This is a genomic window from Streptomyces sp. NPDC057638 (genome assembly GCF_042800315.1).
Classification (GTDB): domain Bacteria; phylum Actinomycetota; class Actinomycetes; order Streptomycetales; family Streptomycetaceae; genus Streptomyces.
Genome location: NZ_JBHVHF010000179.1, coordinates 1 through 16,796, shown reverse-complemented (window position 1 = coordinate 16,796; position 16,796 = coordinate 1). Strand labels below are relative to the sequence as shown.

The window sequence follows — 16,796 nt, the reverse complement described above, 5'->3', positions numbered from 1 at the left end:
AGCGGGAAGTGATGGCCGCGCTGCTCGAACGCGACCATCGCCTCGTCCGTGCCGGGCAGGTGATCCTGGCCGACAAAGGCTTCGCCGGGAAGGAAATTCGAGGCCTTCTGCACCGAGCGGCTGGGGGTGCGCCTGGTACGGCCGGACCGCAAGGACGAGCCGGTCCGGCACGGGAAGATCGCCCGGGTCCGTCAGTGGATCGAGGCCGTGATCGACACCCTCAAGGGCCAGCTCAGCCTCGAACAGCACGGCGGCAGAACCCCGGCCGGAGTCTTCGCCCGCACCGGACAACGACTGCTCGCCCTGGCAGCCGGGATCTGGCACAACTGGGCCACCGGCGCCAAGATCAAACGCTCCCTCATCGCCTACGACCACTGAGAACATCGGACTCACTCATCTAGACGGGGAGGTTCCAGCTCGGCCCGTCCGCCGTGCCGAGCCAGACCTGTTGAGCACGGGGTGTGATCGTCACCCCGAACTCGGACAGGTGGGGAGATCCGTGGTCCTGCCAGATGGTGAGGGCGTCCTCGACGGCGTCCCAGAGTTTCAGCGGCCCCCGTTGCGAGACGGTCCACCCGTCGGGCCCCTCCACCTGAGTGCGCACCTGTGAACCGGTGGCGACATCAAGCAGGATCTGCTCGGCTCCCAGGCCGAGCCGTTCCGCGGAGGGGGCCGCGAGCTGGGCGACGAACCGGCCGGTCCAGTCGTCCAGCAGCGTGGGGTCGATGCGGCTGGGCCGTTCCTCACCGGGCAGCAGTTCGAATGGACCGTGCGGCGGCCGGTCGTGCTGCCGGGCCATCATGAACGAGGCGTACCCGGGCAGGAACCGGCCTGTCGCCCCGCCGGTCTCGTCGGCGGTGAGCCGCGCCAAGCCGTGGCCGAAGCCCCATCCCGCGAGGGTCACGAGCAGGGTCCCGCCCGCCGTGATCTGTCGCAGCAGTCCGTAGGGGATGTGCCGCATCGAGCAGAAGGCGACGACGATGTCGTACGGGGCGCCGTCCGGGTGTCCCCGCAGCCCGTCGGCGGTGATCAGAGCCGGGGTGTAGCCGGCCTCGGCGAGGGCCTTCCGGGCGCGCTCGGCGGCAGCCGGGTCGGTCTCGATCGCGGTGGTGTTCTCCTGTCCGGCGACCTCACAGACGTACGCGGTGGACAGGCCCGTACCGGCCCCGATGATCAGCACCCGCTTTCCCCGGGCGACGCCCGCCTGTTCCAGCATCCACAGGACGAGGCCGGGGAGTGTCGAGGACGATGTCGGGGTCCCGCCGGTCACCGGGCCGGTGGCCTCCTCGGCGAGGACTCCGTCGAGCTGCGTCACCCAGGTGGTGTTCTCGTAGGTCAGCCGCAGCCACTCCTCGTCCGGAACGTCCTCGCGACGGGCCGGGGTCCAGACGGTGTGCCCGGGTGAGGCGCTGGGCCGGTAGATCGCGGGGCCGAGAAAGTCCTCGCGGGGGACGGTCCCGGCGGCGCGGCGAAGCTCGGGGTCGTGCAGTAGATCGTCCGCGACGAGCTGTTCGACGAGTCGCCGACGCAGGTTCTGTGCGGTGTCGGTGGCGGTCATGCGGTGGTGCCCTTCTGGAGGGTGTCCGCGAGTGCGGTGGTGATGGCTTCGGTTGTCGGCTGGTCGACGAACGCCCATTGGCCGTTCGGGTTGCATTCCAGGAACCACCATCGGCCGTCGCGGTCGAGGGCGAAGTCGAAAGCACCGAAGACGAGCCCGAACGCGTCGAGGTAGGACCGGACCGCCTCATGGATGCCCGGCGGGACGGAGAGAGGCGAGCACGTGATGAGCCGCTGGTCATAACGCCAGTCGAGGTGAGCTCCGTCGGTGTCGATCCGGGTCGCGAACGAGCGGTTGCCGACGGCGGCGAGGCGGATGTCGGCGACCTTGGGCACGCACGCTTGGAAGAGGTGGGGGCAGAGCGTGATCGAGTCGTCGATCTCGTCGGCGGATACACGCTCGGTCCAGACGGTGCGATTCCGCCCGTCCTCACCCGCGAGGTGCACACCGTGGATGGGCTTGTAGATCACGCTCTGGTGCTCGGCCGCGAACATTCGGGCGTCGTCCGGTGAGTTCGTTATTAACGTCTCTGGAACGGCTAGGCCGAGTCGGCTGGCGGTCGCGAGCTGGACCGGCTTGGAGTCGGCCGCGCGGTTCCGCGTGGGGTGGTTGACATGCAGAACGCCGGACAGCGCGAGCAGGACTCCGGTGTATCCGGTGCGGGACTGTTCGACGGCGAACCGTTGTCCGGGCGACTCGGCGGTGCGAGGGTCGCCGTACGGGGTCGGGCGCCGCCAGTAGACGGACCGCACCGAGGACAGTTCGAGGTGCCTGGTCGCGGTGATCAGGGTGCCTGTGGGCCCGAAACCCCCAATGCGGGAGCTCACCTGGGCTGTTTCGGGGAAGTCGGAGGCTGGGTCGAGCCGTACGGCCGGGACACCCCGGCCGTACAGCTCGTCCAGCACCAGATCCGCCGTGACATCACCCAGCGCGGTGACGACGAGAACCGGTGAGTCGGCCATGTCAGTCCGATGCGTGATCTTCGATAGCGTCCGTGTCCGCCGGTGGGGGCGGCTGCGGACCGCCCCCGTCTGCGGCGGTCGCGGTCTGGGACGCGGTTGCCTTGCTTGTACCGTGCTTCCCGTCCTCGTCGCCCATCTCCATACGCCGACCCGCCGCATCCAGGTACCGCGTCGTCTGCCTCTCGGGGTCGATCTCGACCCCGGTATACGGCAGTTCAACCGTGGTCGGATACGTCGCTAAGCGCCGTGCCCCCCATGGCTGTGGTCGCACCGCAGTGCCCATTCGACCTCCTAGGTATCCCGTAGGATCCTTGGTGGTGCATTCCTCTTACGCTCCGTTGTGCAGGGCGGAACACTCGGCACCCTAGCCCTGAGGGGTGCGGGGCGCCGTGGATATGGAAGAGAAAGCGTGCCGGGTCGTCGTCGCACACCGGGTCCTTGGGCAGGTCCTCTGAGAAGAGCGACAACTGGCTCTACGGCACACGAACGGGGTACGCACCCGCTGCCGGAGCGGTTCCCCTCGTGGGCGTCCGCGCCGCCCCGAGTCTCTGGCCATGTCCCGCCCCCGTCGTACGTGCGTTCCGGCTGGCGGTATCGCTTGCACGGTTCCCGTGCTGGCTTGGCGGGAAGTCGGGCACGGTAGCCATTCGGCGATGCCTGCGCGTAGCGGGCCGGGGTGGGTACCGTGGCGGTACCGAGACTCAGAACGGAGGACCGGACATGGCCGAGTCATCTGATCGGTTCATCGGGGCCCGGATCGCCGAGTTACGTAAACGGCGTGGGTTCACCCAGCAGGGTCTGGCGATGCGGGCCAGTATGTCGATGTCGTTGTTGTCGAAGGTGGAGGTCGGGCAGAAACCGGCGTCTCCGGAGTTCGTGGCGGCGTGCGCGAGAGCGCTGAGCGTTCACCCTGCCGACCTGCTGGGCCAGCCGTACATCGATGAGCTGCGCAAGGACCAGACGGATCGCGTGATACAGCCCATCCGGGAAGTGCTGAACTTCCATAACCTGGGGCATGATCCGATGGTTCGGCCCAGACCGCTGGAGCAGATCGCCAGCGACCGGGATCGTCTCCTTCAGCTCATCCAGGTGGAGGATAGTCGTGGTGCGGCCGAGGAGCTTCCGTCCTTGATGACGGAGGCAATCTCCGCCGCACACGCGTCGGGTGACCGGCGAGCCTGGGCCACGCTGGTGATGCTGGACTGGGTGGCTTACAGCGTCGTGGCGCGCTACGGCTTTCATGACCTCTCCGTCATCGCTGTACACCGCGCGGAGTACGCGGCGGCACGCGCGGGCGATCCCGCGTTGTCGGCGATTGTGAGGTTCTTGTCGGCGACTGTCTGTATGTCTGCCGGGGAGTTTCGTACGGGGCTGCGATTCAACGCGCTGGGTCAGGATGACCTTGAACACGCGGAAGCCGGGCCCGAGACCGATGCGGCCCGAGGGCAGACCCATCTGATCGCGGGACTTCTGGAGGCCCGGCGACGGAACTTCGATGAGGCGGAAGGGCATTTCGGCGAGGCAGACGCGTTGGCGGCGCGGACAGGGGAGGCCATTTCCGCTCGATGGCTGGAGTCGACCGCCTACGAAGTTCCTCCGGCAGGAGCCATCGGACATCAGGACCGAGGAATTCACTGGTTCTCCTTCGGCCCCACCAATGTGGGCGCGTACCGGATCTCCGCGCTCGCGGACCAGAACCGGCACGCCGAGGCGCTGGAGGTCGGGGAATCCCTGGTCATTCCACAGGAATGGCCGGAGAGCAGGGTGTTCTACGTGCATGTGGACATGGCCCGCTCCTATCTCTGGACAGGACAGAACGAGCACGCGTTCGACCGCCTATTGAAGGCTCAGAAGATCGCACCCGAACACACCCGTTTCCACCCCCAAGTGCGTGAGGTCATGGTCCAACTCCGCAAGCGCGAACGCACCCGCAGCGGAAGCATCGCCCACTTCGCGCAGTGGGTCGGCGTCTGAGGGGCCGGGCGAACGACGACACACGGCGGACTGAGACGGGCCGCACCCCGGTCTCTGTCCGACCACTCACACCGCCCAAGCCCCTGCCGGATCGTCCACCCACGCCTCCTGCCCCTCCGCCGTCACCGTCACCCCGAACCGCTCATGCCCCGGCCGCCCTCGCTCCTCCCACCACCGCTGGGCCGCCTCGACCTCGTCCCAGAGACGGCGCGGGCCCGACTGCCAGACCCGGGTGGTGTCGCCGTCGCGGAAGAGGGCGCAGGCCCAGGAGCGGTCGGTCAGGCCGTAGAACCACACCGGCTGGGAGCCGTCCCCTCGCGGAGCCACGACATGGTGGCAGTGGGGGACCCGCAGGCCGGTGACGAACCGCTGCGGGCTGAACCGGTCGTCGCCCAGGACATCGGCCTCCGTCAACGCGCTGGACGACGCATCGCGGTCGCCGGTGACATACGCGTCATGGTCGATGGGGGCGAGGCGCTGCGCCCGCAGCTTCATGAACTCCACGGGGCCGGTGAAGTGCCCCGACGCGCTCGCGCCTTCCGCCGCGACGACCAGCCGGGCCACCCCGTCACCGTTTCCGTAGTGCGTTCCCCAGGGGGCGACGATCAGCCCGCCCGGCCGGGTCTGTTCCACCCAGGCGTACGGGATCCGGCGCAGCCCGGCGGTGGCGATGATCCGGTCGTACGGGGCGCGCTCGGCGTACCCCGCGTACCCGTCGCCGTGGACGACCCGCACCGCCGCCCCGAACCGTTCCAGAGCCACCCGCGCCCGGTCCGCCACGGCCTCGTCGACCTCCACCGTGACCACGTTCTCCGCCCCGACCCGATGGGCGAGCAGGGCGGCGTTCCATCCCGTCCCCGTACCGATCTCCAGCGCCCGGTCACCCGGCCGTACGTCCAGATCCCGCAGCATCCGGAAGACCACGCTCGGCATGGACGCCGACGAGGTGGAGACGTGACCGGGGGCGCGGCCGGTGTGCTGGCCGTCGTCCCACTGGGTGACGACGGGGACGTCCGCGTCGGCGTAGCCGTACCAGGCGTCGGGATCGTCCGCGCGGGAGACGGGGACGCTGGTCGCCGCGTCCATGTCGAAGGGCCACATCAGCTCGGGGAGGAAAGCGGCGCGGGGGACGGCCGTGAAGGAGGGGAGCCACTCGGGGGAGAGGGCCTGTGCCCAGGAGGAACGGGCGGGTGTGGTCATGGGTGAGCGGCCATTTCCTGGGGCGGCGGGGGCACGGCACGAAGGCCCGGGGACGGTGGGTACGTCCCCGGGCCAGTCATACCGCCGCACGAGCTACGCGGACGTCGGATCGCGCCGGATACCCCCGAAGCGCTGAGCATCAGGGACCGGACCAGCCGAATCCACCGCCCCGATCAGACCGCCGCGTCCCGCTCCTGCCCCCGCAGCGCCCGCGCCAGGTCGTCCCGCGCCTCCAGCACCAGCCGGCGCAGCGCCGGGGCCGCCGACTCGTGCGCGGCGAGCCAGGCGTCGGCCGCCGGGAGGGCGTCGTCCTGGAGGGACGGGAAGAGGCCGGAGACGATGTCCATGCCGATCTGGATGGAGCGCTCGTCCCACAGGCGTTCGATGGCCTCGAAGTAGCGGGGGGCGAAGGGGGCCAGCAGGTCCCGCTGGCCGGGCTGGACGAAGCCCGCGATGGTGGCGCCGACGAGGGCGTTGGAGAGGGTGTCGGAGCCGACGACCCGCTGCCAGGCGCTCTCCTTGACGTCGGCGGAGGGGCGGGCGGCGAGGCAGCGCACCTGGTGGCGCTTGCCGCTGGCGGTGTCGTCGCGGGCGAGTTCCGCGTCGATGGCGGCCTCGTCGGCGACGCCCTGGGCGGCGAGGGGTTCCAGGAGGGCCCAGCGCAGTTCCTGGTCGACGTCCAGGCCGTCGATGACGGCGGTGCCGTCGAGGAGTCCGCCGAGCAGGCGAAGATCGTCCTCGGAGACGGCGACGGAGGCGAAGAAGCGCGCCCAGGTGAGCTGGTGCTGGCTGCCGGGCTCGGCCCGGTCCAGTTCGGCGCGGGCGCCCTGGGCGATCAGCCGGGCACCTTCGGCGCGCCAGGCGGGGGCGGCGTAGTAGATCTGGGCGGAGCGGGCCCAGGCGTGCAGCATCTGGAGGACGCCGATGTCGCTCTCGCGTCCGGCGAACCGCAGCACCAGGTCGATGAACTCGCGCGCGGGCAGCAGCGCGTCCCGGGTCATGTTCCACAGCGCCGACCAGCACATGGCCCGTGCCAGCGGGTCGGTGACCGCGCCGAGGGAGGACCGCAGCGCCGCCAGGGAGCCCGCGTCGAAGCGGATCTTGCAGTAGGTGAGGTCGTCGTCGTTGACGAGGACCAGTGCGGGCGCGGGCTGCCCGGCCAGCTCGGTGACGACCGTGCGTTCCCCGGTGACGTCGATCTCGGCCCGCGCGTAGCGGACGAGGGCACCGTCGGCGGTGGCGTCGGCGTGGTGGTAGAGGCCGACGGCGACCCGGTGCGGGCGCAGCCGCTCCCCGCCCTGGACCACGGCCAGCTCGGTGAGGAGACCGTCCGCGTCCACCGTGATCTCGGGGGCCAGGGAGTTCACCCCGGCCGTCTGGAGCCACGCCTCGGACCAGGCCGCCATATCCCGCCCGGAGGTCTCCTCCAGCGCGGAGAGCAGGTCGCCGAGCTGGGTGTTGCCGTAGGCGTGGCGCTTGAAGTAGCGCCGGGAGGCTTCCAGGAACGCCTCCTCGCCCGCGTACGCGACGAGCTGCTTCACGACGGCGGCGCCCTTGGCGTAGGTGATGCCGTCGAAGTTGAGCTTGGCGTCCTCCAGGTCCCGGATGTCGGCGGTGATGGGGTGGGTGGAGGGGAGCTGGTCGGCGCGGTACGCCCAGGCCTTGCGGTTGTTGGCGAAGGTCACCCAGCCGTTGGTGAAGCGGGTGGCGCCGGTCATCGCGTACGAGCCCATGAAGTCGGCGAAGGACTCCTTCAGCCACAGGTCGTCCCACCAGGCCATGGTGACCAGGTCGCCGAACCACATGTGGGCCATCTCGTGCAGGATGACGTTGGCCCGGCGCTCGTACGACGCCTGCGTCACCTTGCCCCGGAAGACGAACTCCTCGCGGAAGGTGACACAGCCCGGGTTCTCCATGGCGCCGATGTTGTACTCGGGCACGAACGCCTGGTCGTACTTGCCGAACGGGTACGGGTAGTCGAACCGGTCGTGGAAGAAGTCGAAGCCCTGCTTGGTGACGAGGAAGATGTCGTCCGCGTCGAAGTGCCGGGCCAGCCCCTTGCGGCACAGGGCGCCCAGCGGGATCTCCAGCACCGTGCCGTCGTCGAAGGAGCGCCGGTACACATCGGTCTCGTAGTGGTACGGACCGGCGACGACGGCGGTGATGTACGTCGAGATCGGCAGCGTCTCCGCGAACCGCCACACCCCATCCGTACCCCGCTCACCTGTGCTGTTGCTCCACACGGTCCAGCCCTCCGGCGCGGTCACCTCGAACCGGAACGGGGCCTTGAGGTCGGGCTGCTCGAAGTTGGCGAAGACCCGGCGGGCGTCGGCGGGCTCGTACTGGGTGTAGAGGTAGACCTCGCCGTCCTCGGGGTCGACAAACCGGTGCATCCCCTCACCCGTACGGCTGTACGCGCACTGGGCGTCCACGACCAGCGTGTTCTCCTCGGCGAGCGCGTCCAGCGCGATCCGGCTGCCGTCGAAGACGGCCGCCGGGTCCAGGGGCTTGCCATTGAGGGTGACCGCGCTGACGGAGGGCGCCACCAGGTCCGCGAAGGTGGCCGCGCCGGGGCGGGCGCAGGTGAAGCGGATCGTTGTCACGGAACGGAAGGTGCGCGGCTCCCCGTCCGCGTCACCGACGGCTGACGTGAGGTCCAGGGAGACCTCGTACCCGTTGACGGACAGCAGCTCCGCCCGCTCACGGGCCTCGTCGCGGGACAGGTTCTCACCGGGCACGGGCGCCACTCCTCTGTATCTCTGATGGATTCGCCCGATCCTCCCACGCACCCCTGTGGGCCGGAATCCCGGGAATCGGGTGATGGCCGACGGCGTTGTCACCCGGCGAGGCGCCCACGACACGCGACGCTGTTCCCGTGAGGAGAGAGATGTCCGACAACGGCAAGACCCCGGTGGACTTCTGGTTCGATCCCCTGTGCCCCTGGGCCTGGATGACGTCCCGCTGGATGCTGGAGGTGGAGAAGGTCCGTGACGTCGAGGTCCGCTGGCACGTCATGAGCCTCGCCGTCCTCAATGAGAACAAACTGGACGAGCTGCCCGAGGAGTACCGCGAGATCCTCAGCAAGGCGTGGGGACCGGTACGGGTCGTGATCGCGGCCCGGGAGCTGCACGGGCCCGAGGTGCTCGGCCCCCTCTACACCGCCATCGGGACCCGCTTCCACAACCGGGGCGAGGGCAACACCCGCGAGGCGCTCGCGGGCGCGCTCGCCGACGCCGGGCTCCCGGCGGAGCTGATCGAGTACACCGACAAGGACACCTACGACACCGAGCTGAGGGCCTCCCACAAGGAGGGCATCGACAAGGTCGGCCAGGACGTGGGCACCCCGGTCATCGCGGTGCCGGGCGCGGACGGCGAGCAGATCGCCTTCTTCGGCCCGGTCGTGACGCCCGCGCCCAAGGGCGAGGCGGCGGCCCGTCTCTGGGACGGGACCCTGCTGGTGGCCTCGACCCCCGGCTTCTACGAGATCAAGCGCACCCGGGACCGGGACCCCGTCTTCGACTGAGGCCGTGCCTCGGTAAGACCCGTCCGGAGACACAGAAGCGCCCCGCGAGTCATGTCCTCGCGGGGCGCTTCCTCATTCCGCCTGCCGCGTGAAGGGTGAGAAGACGATCACGAGCAGGGCGACCGGGAGGGCCGGATGGCGGCCGTCACGGGGTGAGTCGTCACGGGGTGATGAGCGGGGTGCGCTCCTTGGCCTCGGCGTACCGCTTCGCCACATCGCGCCAGTTCACGACCTGCCACATGGCGTCGATGAAGTCGACCTTCTGGTTCTTGTACTGGAGGTAGAAGGCGTGCTCCCAGGCGTCGAAGACCAGGACCGGCACCGAGCCCTGGCCCACATTGCCCTGGTGGTCGTAGACCTGCTCGACGATGAGACGGCCGCTGACCGGCTCGTACGCCAGAACGCCCCAGCCGGAGCCCTGGGTGGTCGCGGACGCCTTCGTCAGCTGCGCCTTGAACTTGGCGAAGGTCCCGAAGGACTCCTTGATCGCCTCTTCCAGCTCGCCCACGCCGTCGGCGGCCAGCGGCTCGCCGCCGCCACCGTCGCCGGTCATGTTGTTCCAGTAGATGCTGTGGAGGATGTGGCCGGAGAGATGGAACGCGAGGTTCTTCTCCAGGCCGTTGATCGACCCCCACTGGTCCTTGTCGCGGGCCTCCGCGAGCTGCTCCAGCGTGTCGTTGGCGCCCTTGACGTAGGCCGCGTGGTGCTTGTCGTGGTGCAGCTCGATGATCTGCGGGTTGATGACCGGATCGAGCGCGTCGTAGTCGTACGGCAGATCAGGAAGCGTGTAGATGGCCATGGTTCCGGTCCCTCCGACTGCTATTGCACATCGTATGCATGTGCACGTTAGCAGTAGCAGCGGACGAGTCGTGATCAGGCGTTGGTCCTAGGTCGTGTCTTCAAAGTCCCGTCTGTCCGCCGTGCCCTGGCACGCACTCCCCCTGGGCCTCCGGCCCGGGGGTGCCCCCACGCCGCGTTGTCGTCAGTCGCCAATGGCCCCCTGTGCCCTTCGGGCACGGGAGGTACCCCCACCGCATTGACTCCTTCCTCCGCCTTGCGATCACACGCACCAGACCCCGCCAGACCCGCCCTCCGGGCGGACGACGCTACTTTGAAGACACTCCCTGGGACATTCGTGCCCCGGACGGTCGTAGGACCGGTGTGCGCGGCCACCGCCGGGCGTTGGCGGGTCCGGGTCTAGGCCCCCGTGCGCGCGGCCGCGCCGAGGTCCTCGCGCGCCGCCACCGCGAGGTCCGGGAAGTCGGTGACGACGGCGTCCAGACCGAGGCCGTAATGGAGCGCGTACTCGGCGAACGCGTCCCCGAAGTCGGTCGCCACCTCGCCCCGGCGCAGGGCGGCGGGCAGATACTGGTTCTCCGCCCGGAAGGTGTACGCGCCCACCCGCAGACCCGCCGCGTGCGCGTCGGCGACCAGCGGGGACGGCGGCAGGACCGAGGACTTGTCGGGGCCGATCCACGCCGCGTACTCCGCGATCCGGCGCAGCCCGGCGGGCGTCATCATCCGTTCGTACGTCAGATCGTGCCCGAACGGGCCACCCACCGTCCCCAGCGCCTGCCACAGCGGCACCCCCGTCCCGGCCGCCGCCAGCCGCTCCAGGCTCGACGGCTCGAACGACTGCACCACACACGCGCGCGGCCCCAGCCGGTGGCGCCGGATCAGCCGGGCCAGCTCCGGTTCCAGCGGCAGCCCGAGGGAACGGAAGTACGCCGGATGCTTCAGCTCCGGGAAGACCGCGACCGTACGGCCCAGGCGGCGGCCCAGCGCGCGGGCCAGCGCCACCACCTCCGAGAAGGTGAGGATCCGCTCGCGCCCGTCGAAGACGGTGTTGCGGTTACGGATCCGGGGGAGGCGTTCCACGGCCCGCAGGGTCCGCAGCTCCGCCAGCGTCAGATCCTCCGTGAACCAGCCCTCCACCCAGCGGCCGTCCACCAGCTTGCGGGCGCGGCGGGCGGCGAACTCCGGCCGGGCGGCGATATCCGTGGTGCCGGAGATCTCGTTCTCGTGGCGGGCGATGAGGACGTGGTCCCGGGTCGCGACGAGATCGGGCTCGATCCAGTCCGCGCCCGAGGCGATGGCGAGGGCGTAGGAGGCGGCGGTGTGCTCCGGGCGCCAGCCCGCCGCGCCCCGGTGGCCGATGACCAGGGGGTGACGGGACGGGGTGTCCGCGGCGGCGGGTGCGGCGGTGGTCGTGGCGCCCGTCGCCGCCGCGGCGACCAGGGCGCGGCGGCTGACCTCCACGGTCAGAGCCTGGCCCGTGCGGCGCTGAGACGGGCCCGGTGGTCCGCGTACGCCTCCGCGTAATAGGAGGAACGGTCCGGATCCGGCTCCACCAGCCGGTCAGGAGCCGTCCATATGCCCTGGTCCAGCGGGAGACCCAGCCGGGCGGCGGCCGCCAGCACCGCGCCACGGGCCCCCACCTCACCCGCCACGATCCGCAGCGGACGCCCCAGCACATCGGCGAAGAGCCGCACCCACTCCGCCGACCGGGCCCCGCCCCCGCACACCGCCAGCGTCCCGCCCAGCCGCGCCGCCTCCAGACAGTCCCGCGCCGCGAACGCGACCCCCTCACAGGTCGCCCGCACCAGATCGGCCGTCGTCGTCTCCAGCGACACCCCCGTCAGCTCCGCCCGCAGCCGGGGTTCCACGAACGGCGCCCGCTCCCCGGACGGCGCGAAGTACGGCAGCACCCGCACCCCGCGCGCCCCCGGCGGCGACGCCGCCAGCACCGCGTCCAGCTCACCGTGCGGGACACCCGTGGTGCGCAGCACCCAGTCCAGGGCCGCCGTCCCCACCATCGCGGGCATCGCGCGCAGCCAGCGGCCGTGCCGGTCGGTGGAGATATGGAGCCCGGCGGGCTCCCCGTCCAGATCGAGCGCGTCCACCGCGACCAGCGCCGCCAGACAGGTCCCCACGATCAGCAGCCCGTCCCCGGGCGCGCTCACCCCGGCCCCCAGCGCGCAGGCGGCCAGATCGTACGGGCCGTTCGCCAGCGGCACGCCCGGTTCCAGCTCCCCGGTCGCGACCGGATCACTGACCGGCGGCAGCAGCGCGGCGCGGTGGCCCAGACCGAGCGCGTCGAGCACGACCGCGTCATACGTACGGGAACGGGGATCCAGGAACGGCATCGACGCGTCCGACACATCCGTCGCCCGGATCCCCGTCAGCCGCTGGAACACCATGTCCTTGCAGTACACGGCCGCCGACGCGGCCTCCAGCGCCTGGGGCTCGAACCGTTCGAGCCAGGCCAGCAACGGCCCCGGCGACCCCGGGAACATCGCCCCACCGGTCCGCCGGAACACCCGCTCCACCAGACCCGAGGCATGCCAGTCGGCCACCAGCTCATGGGCGCGGCCGTCCATCCACGAGATCGCCGCCCGCACCGGCCGGCCGACGCCGTCCACCAGCCACACGCCATCGCCCTGCCCGGTGAGACCGGCGAGGACGACCGGGGCGGACAGGCCCGCGCGCACCTCCGCGAGGACGGCGAGGACCGCGTCGTGGACCTCGTCCATGTCCTGCTCGACACGGCCGTCGTCGAGGTGGAGGGTGAGGGGGCGTGCGGCGAGATGGAGCGGCTGGCCCTGCGGGTCGAAGGCGGCCGCCTTCACCACCGACGTCCCGACGTCGATCCCGAGGTAGATCCCCATCTCCGTCTCTCCTCTCACTCCCGTGCCCTGTCTCTTCGGGGGGCGGACCCGGGCCCGCGGGACGCAGTGGGGCCTAAGGCGCCGGGTGGAGGAGGGGGGTGGACTGGGTGTAGCGGGAGACCTCCTCGGCGGCGATCCGGGCCGCCTTCCGCGCCACCGCCCCCGACGCCCCGCCCACATGCGGCGTCAGCACCAGGTTCGGCGTCGTCAGCAGCCGGTCCCCCTCCGGCAGCGGCTCGGGGTCGTATGTGTCGAGCGCCGCGCCCGCCAGCCGCCCGGAGTCGAGCGCGTCGCACAGGGCCTCGGTGTCGAGCAGCGCCCCGCGCGCGACGTTGACGACGACCGCGCCCTCCGGCAGCAGCGCCAGTTCCCGCGCCCCGATCAGGCCCCGGGTCTCGTCGGTGAGCCGGGCGTGGAGGGTGAGGACGCGGGAGCGCCGCAGGAGTGTGTCGAGGGAGGGGGCGCGCATGCCGTGGACGTCGCCGCGCACATAGGGGTCGTAGACCTCGACCTCGGCGCCGAAGGCGCAGAGCACGCGGGCCACCCGGCTGCCGACGGCACCGTAGCCGACGAGCCCGACGGGGGTGTCCTCCAGTTCGAGGCCGCTGTGTTCGTAGGTGTAGAAGGAGCTGTCCCAGATGCCTTCGGAGGCGAGCGCGATATGCGCGTCGGGGATCCGCCGCAGGGCGCTGAGCATGAGCCCGATGGTGAACTCGGCGGTGGCGGCGGCGTTGCGGCCGGGGGTGTAGCAGACCTGTACGCCGCGTTCCCGCGCCGCCGCCACATTGACGTTCACCGGTCCGCCCCGGCAGACGACGATGAGTTTCAGGGCGGGGGAGGCGTCGAGGACGCGTTCGGTGAAGGGCGCCATCTGGGTGATGCACACTTCGACGCCGTCCAGGGCCTTGATGAGTTCGTCTTCGGCGTCGCTGGCCTCTCGTACCTCGGCGACGGGACCGAAGGGCTGGAGCGGCCAGGGCAGGGTCAGCTCGGTCAGCTCCAGATACGCGTCGGGAAGCCGCTGCCGCAGTGCCTCCGCGATCAGGGTGGTGCGGATGAAGTGGTCTCCGGCGGCCAGGACTTTCATGTCGGTTCCTCCGCGTGCTGCTGCTCGGGGGGCCCGTGCCCCTGGCGGAGCCGCGCCCCGCGCTGAGGGGGTCGCGGCGGATGCTGGTGAGGGGGAGGAGAGATCGGAGCGGGACGGCGACGGTCGCAGGGCTCAGCGGATCGTAGTCCCCGCCGAACGCCGTCAGAGGGACGCCGCGCGCGGCGGAGGGGCGCGCATGGCTCCTGAGCTTGGGTCAGCGGAGCAGGAGCGTCAATCCTCCGTGAGGGGTTTTCCGGGGCCCGGGGTGAGAACGTCTCAGAAGACCCGTACGCCGTGACCGGCACGGTCGTGCCCCAGTCGGTCCGGGGCAGTGCGGGGAAGCCTGAGGCAGTCCGGTGCAGTCCGGGGAGGCCCGGGCAGTCCGGGGCAGTCAGGGGAAGCCCGGGGCGGACCTGGGCGGACCACAGAGCAGAGGAGCGTTCGATGTGGCTCGGGATCGACCTCGGTACACAGGGCGTGCGCGCCACCGTCGCCGACACCGACGGCACCGTCCTCGGCACCGGCGCCGCGCCGCTGAGCAGCCACCGCGACGGCGACCGCCATGAACAGGACCCCGCCGACTGGTGGGCCGCCGTCGCCACCGCCTGCCGACGGGCACTGCGGACAGGAGCGCGCCCGCGCGCCCTCGCGGTCTGCTCCACCTCCGGCACGGTCCTGCTGACCGGTGCCGACGGCCGCCCGCTGACCAGGGCCGTGATGTACGACGACGGGCGCGCGCCCGGCCGTGGCCCGGGCCGGGCGCTCTGGCTGACCCGCGCCCACGGCCCCGGCCGCGTCACCCACCAGGCCGACGCCATCGTCTCCCGCCTCGCCGGACACCCGCTGCCGACCGATTCCAGCCATGCCCTCAAGACGGGATACGACGCGGAACGGGCCGCCTTCGCCGACGCCGCCGCCCCCCTGGACCTGCCCGAGGTGGTTCCGCCGGGGACCGTGCTCGGCGAGGTCGGCGCGGTGGCGGCGGCGGAGACGGGCATCCCGGCCGGGTGCGCGATCGTGGCCGGGATGACGGACGGCTGTGCGGCGCAGATCGCCTCCGGCGCGCTCGCGGTGGGCGCCTGGAACGCGGTGCTCGGCACCACGCTCGTCCTGAAAGGTGTGACCGCCGAGCCGCCGCGCGACCCCACGGGCGCGGTCTACAGCCACCGTTCCCCCGACGGGACCTGGCTGCCGGGCGGCGCGTCCAGTACCGGCGCGGGCGCGCTGGTGGCCGCGTTCCCGGGCGCGGACCCGGCCGCCCTCGACACGCTCGCCTCCGCGTACGAACCGTCCGGCGCGGTCGCCTACCCCCTCTCCGTACGCGGGGAACGCTTCCCCTTCACCGCCCCCGGCGCCACCGGCTTCCTCCTCGGCACCCCGGCCGATGCCGCCGACCACTGGGCCGCGCTCCTCCAGGGCGTCGCGTACGTCGAACGCCTCTGCCTGGACCACCTCGACCACCTCGGCGCCCCCGTCACCGGCCCCCTCACCGTCACGGGCGGCGCCGTCCGCAGCGCCTACTGGACCCGGCTGCGCGCGGAGATCCTCGGCCGCGAGATCCGGGTTCCGGCGGTACCCGAGCCGTCGTTCGGCATGGCGGTCCTCGCCGCGTACGGCGCGGGCGCGGCCCCTTCGCTGCGTACGGCCGCCGCGCGGATGGTACGGATCCGGGAGACCGTCACACCTCGCAGGGAACGGGAGCGGTACGACGCGCCCTATCTGACGCTGGTGGACGCACTCGAACGGCGGGGCTGGCTACCGGGCCCGCTGGCCGCCCACGCCAGGCGGCGGACGGAGGAGACACGATGAGCGCGAGCGGTACCCGGCTGCTGCTGGCCCGGCACGGACAGACCGTCTGGCACGCCGAGAACCGGTACGCGGGCGTCAGCGAGGTCGGCCTCACCGACGAGGGCCGCGCCCAGGCGCGGGCGCTCGGCGACTGGGCGGCCCGCCACCCGGTGGACGCCGTCGTCACCTCCCCCCAGCGGCGGGCCATCGAGACCGCCGCGCCCGCGTGCGCCGCCCTGGGACTGACGGCGGAGCGGGAACCAGGGCTGCGGGAGTGCGACTTCGGGGTGGTGGAGGGGCGGACCCTGGCCGAGTTCGCGGCCTCGGAGCCGGACGCGGCGCGGGCGTTCCTGGCCGACCCGGTGGGGTGCCCCTTTCCCGGGGCGGAGGATCCACGCGCCGCCGCCGCGCGGGCGACGGCCGCGCTGCGGGGGGTGGCGGCGGCGCACGACGGCCAGCGGGTGCTGGTGGTCGCCCACAACACGCTGCTGCGGCTGGCGCTCTGCGCGCTGCTGGGGATCCCGTTGCCCGAGTACCGCCGGGTGCTGCCGTCCCTCCACAACGCGGCCGTCACCGAACTCCGTCTCACCCCGACGACCTGCGCCCTCCTGACCCTGAACCGCCCGACGCGCTGACCCGTGCGGTGCGTCCCACCGACAAGGAACCGCCCGGCGCACTGAGGAGGCGCCGGGCGGTTCGAGCGACAGGGGGGCGGAAATCAGTCTTCGCCCGGGTTGCAGGCCAGACAGGAGACGCTGAAGGGCGTCCGTGTGGAGAGATCGGCCATCACGAAGACGCGCAGGCCGTGACAGACCCCGCACGACGTGGATCCCCGGCGCGTGGCCGTGGTGCGCACCTCGTTGCGGAAGTGCGCGACGAGGTCTCTGTACTGAGGGTTGACCCATTCCCGGGGGCTGGTCTCGTCACTGGTCATGCTGGAATCTTCCTTCGGCCTGGGAGGCCACGACAGGGAGAGACGGGGTGCTCCAGCGCGCGTGAGGGCGGACGTGAAAACGCCGAGCGCCCCCTCCGCACG

Annotated in this window: 14 protein-coding genes and 1 pseudogene; 5 read left to right on the top strand and 10 right to left on the bottom strand. The window is 71.5% G+C overall.

Annotation, left to right across the window (positions count from 1 at the left end; translation table 11 throughout):
* Positions 1-378, top strand: a pseudogene (locus tag ACFVIM_RS22645) (transposase); the annotation flags it as partial.
* A 19-nt stretch (positions 379-397) separates the two neighbouring features.
* Here the strand turns inward: ACFVIM_RS22645 and tgmC are convergent.
* Genes tgmC through tgmA form a run of 3 tightly spaced genes read right to left on the bottom strand, consistent with a single transcriptional unit; the run spans position 398 to position 2,803 of the window.
* Positions 398-1,558: an ATP-grasp peptide maturase system methyltransferase gene (tgmC, locus tag ACFVIM_RS22640; protein WP_384304117.1), complete on the bottom strand. Its 1,161-nt coding sequence runs from the start codon at positions 1,556-1,558 to the stop codon at positions 398-400.
* Entirely contained in the window at positions 1,555-2,520 is a 966-nt protein-coding gene (gene tgmB, locus ACFVIM_RS22635; protein ID WP_384304115.1) for an ATP-grasp ribosomal peptide maturase, read from the bottom strand. The genes tgmC and tgmB overlap by 4 nt, the downstream gene beginning before the upstream one ends.
* 1 nt (position 2,521) lies before the next feature.
* Positions 2,522-2,803: a putative ATP-grasp-modified RiPP gene (gene tgmA, locus ACFVIM_RS22630; protein WP_384304112.1), complete on the bottom strand. Its 282-nt coding sequence runs from the start codon at positions 2,801-2,803 to the stop codon at positions 2,522-2,524.
* 437 nt (positions 2,804-3,240) lie between these two features.
* Between tgmA and ACFVIM_RS22625 the strand changes: the two genes are divergently transcribed.
* Positions 3,241-4,494, top strand: coding sequence for a helix-turn-helix domain-containing protein (locus ACFVIM_RS22625; protein ID WP_384304109.1), 1,254 nt, complete (start codon positions 3,241-3,243; stop codon positions 4,492-4,494).
* A gap of 66 nt (positions 4,495-4,560) precedes the next feature.
* Here the strand turns inward: ACFVIM_RS22625 and ACFVIM_RS22620 are convergent, their stop codons facing one another.
* Positions 4,561-5,694, bottom strand: coding sequence for a methyltransferase domain-containing protein (locus ACFVIM_RS22620; protein ID WP_384304106.1), 1,134 nt, complete (start codon positions 5,692-5,694; stop codon positions 4,561-4,563).
* Between the two features lie 173 nt (positions 5,695-5,867).
* Complete coding sequence (gene pepN, locus ACFVIM_RS22615; RefSeq protein WP_384304104.1) at positions 5,868-8,432, bottom strand: aminopeptidase N; 2,565 nt, start codon at positions 8,430-8,432, stop codon at positions 5,868-5,870.
* 149 nt (positions 8,433-8,581) lie between these two features.
* On the opposite strand from pepN, the gene ACFVIM_RS22610 reads away from it, so the two are divergent.
* Entirely contained in the window at positions 8,582-9,217 is a 636-nt protein-coding gene (locus ACFVIM_RS22610) for a DsbA family protein (protein ID WP_384304101.1), read from the top strand.
* 160 nt (positions 9,218-9,377) lie between these two features.
* Here the strand turns inward: ACFVIM_RS22610 and ACFVIM_RS22605 are convergent, their stop codons facing one another.
* The 4 genes from ACFVIM_RS22605 to ACFVIM_RS22590 all read right to left on the bottom strand — a co-directional run bounded on the left by ACFVIM_RS22605 (position 9,378) and on the right by ACFVIM_RS22590 (position 13,972).
* Complete coding sequence (locus tag ACFVIM_RS22605) at positions 9,378-10,016, bottom strand: superoxide dismutase (protein ID WP_384304098.1); 639 nt, start codon at positions 10,014-10,016, stop codon at positions 9,378-9,380.
* Positions 10,017-10,414: 398 nt separating this feature from the next.
* Positions 10,415-11,482 carry a glycerophosphodiester phosphodiesterase family protein gene (locus tag ACFVIM_RS22600; protein ID WP_384304123.1) on the bottom strand — a complete coding sequence of 356 codons (1,068 nt, stop codon included), beginning with the start codon at positions 11,480-11,482 and terminating at the stop codon, positions 10,415-10,417.
* Positions 11,479-12,879 carry an FGGY family carbohydrate kinase gene (locus ACFVIM_RS22595; protein ID WP_384304120.1) on the bottom strand — a complete coding sequence of 467 codons (1,401 nt, stop codon included), beginning with the start codon at positions 12,877-12,879 and terminating at the stop codon, positions 11,479-11,481. The genes ACFVIM_RS22600 and ACFVIM_RS22595 overlap by 4 nt, the downstream gene beginning before the upstream one ends.
* A gap of 79 nt (positions 12,880-12,958) precedes the next feature.
* On the bottom strand, positions 12,959-13,972 hold the full coding sequence (locus tag ACFVIM_RS22590) for a 2-hydroxyacid dehydrogenase (protein ID WP_384304096.1): 1,014 nt from the start codon (positions 13,970-13,972) through the stop codon (positions 12,959-12,961).
* Positions 13,973-14,416: 444 nt separating this feature from the next.
* Between ACFVIM_RS22590 and ACFVIM_RS22585 the strand changes: the two genes are divergently transcribed.
* Positions 14,417-15,781, top strand: a complete 1,365-nt coding sequence (locus tag ACFVIM_RS22585; RefSeq protein ID WP_384304094.1) for an FGGY-family carbohydrate kinase — start codon at positions 14,417-14,419, stop codon at positions 15,779-15,781.
* On the top strand, positions 15,778-16,395 hold the full coding sequence (locus ACFVIM_RS22580) for a histidine phosphatase family protein (protein ID WP_384304092.1): 618 nt from the start codon (positions 15,778-15,780) through the stop codon (positions 16,393-16,395). Before ACFVIM_RS22585 ends, ACFVIM_RS22580 begins: the two co-directional genes overlap by 4 nt.
* A gap of 83 nt (positions 16,396-16,478) precedes the next feature.
* On the opposite strand, the gene ACFVIM_RS22575 is transcribed toward ACFVIM_RS22580, so the two are convergent.
* A complete protein-coding gene (locus ACFVIM_RS22575) occupies positions 16,479-16,694 on the bottom strand; it encodes a hypothetical protein (protein WP_384304090.1) in 216 nt (71 codons plus the stop codon).
* Positions 16,695-16,796: the final 102 nt, after the last annotated feature.

What these genes read in the sequence shown, in the direction of transcription:
- ACFVIM_RS22625 (WP_384304109.1), top strand. Translation starts at nt 3,241, where the DNA reads ATGGCCGAGTCATCTGATCGGTTCATCGGGGCCCGGATCGCCGAGTTA.
- tgmB (WP_384304115.1), bottom strand. Translation starts at nt 2,520, where the DNA reads ATGGCCGACTCACCGGTTCTCGTCGTCACCGCGCTGGGTGATGTCACG.
- ACFVIM_RS22620 (WP_384304106.1), bottom strand. Translation starts at nt 5,694, where the DNA reads ATGACCACACCCGCCCGTTCCTCCTGGGCACAGGCCCTCTCCCCCGAG.
- tgmA (WP_384304112.1), bottom strand. Translation starts at nt 2,803, where the DNA reads ATGGGCACTGCGGTGCGACCACAGCCATGGGGGGCACGGCGCTTAGCG.
- ACFVIM_RS22605 (WP_384304098.1), bottom strand. Translation starts at nt 10,016, where the DNA reads ATGGCCATCTACACGCTTCCTGATCTGCCGTACGACTACGACGCGCTC.
- ACFVIM_RS22580 (WP_384304092.1), top strand. Translation starts at nt 15,778, where the DNA reads ATGAGCGCGAGCGGTACCCGGCTGCTGCTGGCCCGGCACGGACAGACC.
- ACFVIM_RS22575 (WP_384304090.1), bottom strand. Translation starts at nt 16,694, where the DNA reads ATGACCAGTGACGAGACCAGCCCCCGGGAATGGGTCAACCCTCAGTAC.
- ACFVIM_RS22610 (WP_384304101.1), top strand. Translation starts at nt 8,582, where the DNA reads ATGTCCGACAACGGCAAGACCCCGGTGGACTTCTGGTTCGATCCCCTG.
- tgmC (WP_384304117.1), bottom strand. Translation starts at nt 1,558, where the DNA reads ATGACCGCCACCGACACCGCACAGAACCTGCGTCGGCGACTCGTCGAA.
- ACFVIM_RS22585 (WP_384304094.1), top strand. Translation starts at nt 14,417, where the DNA reads ATGTGGCTCGGGATCGACCTCGGTACACAGGGCGTGCGCGCCACCGTC.
- ACFVIM_RS22590 (WP_384304096.1), bottom strand. Translation starts at nt 13,972, where the DNA reads ATGAAAGTCCTGGCCGCCGGAGACCACTTCATCCGCACCACCCTGATC.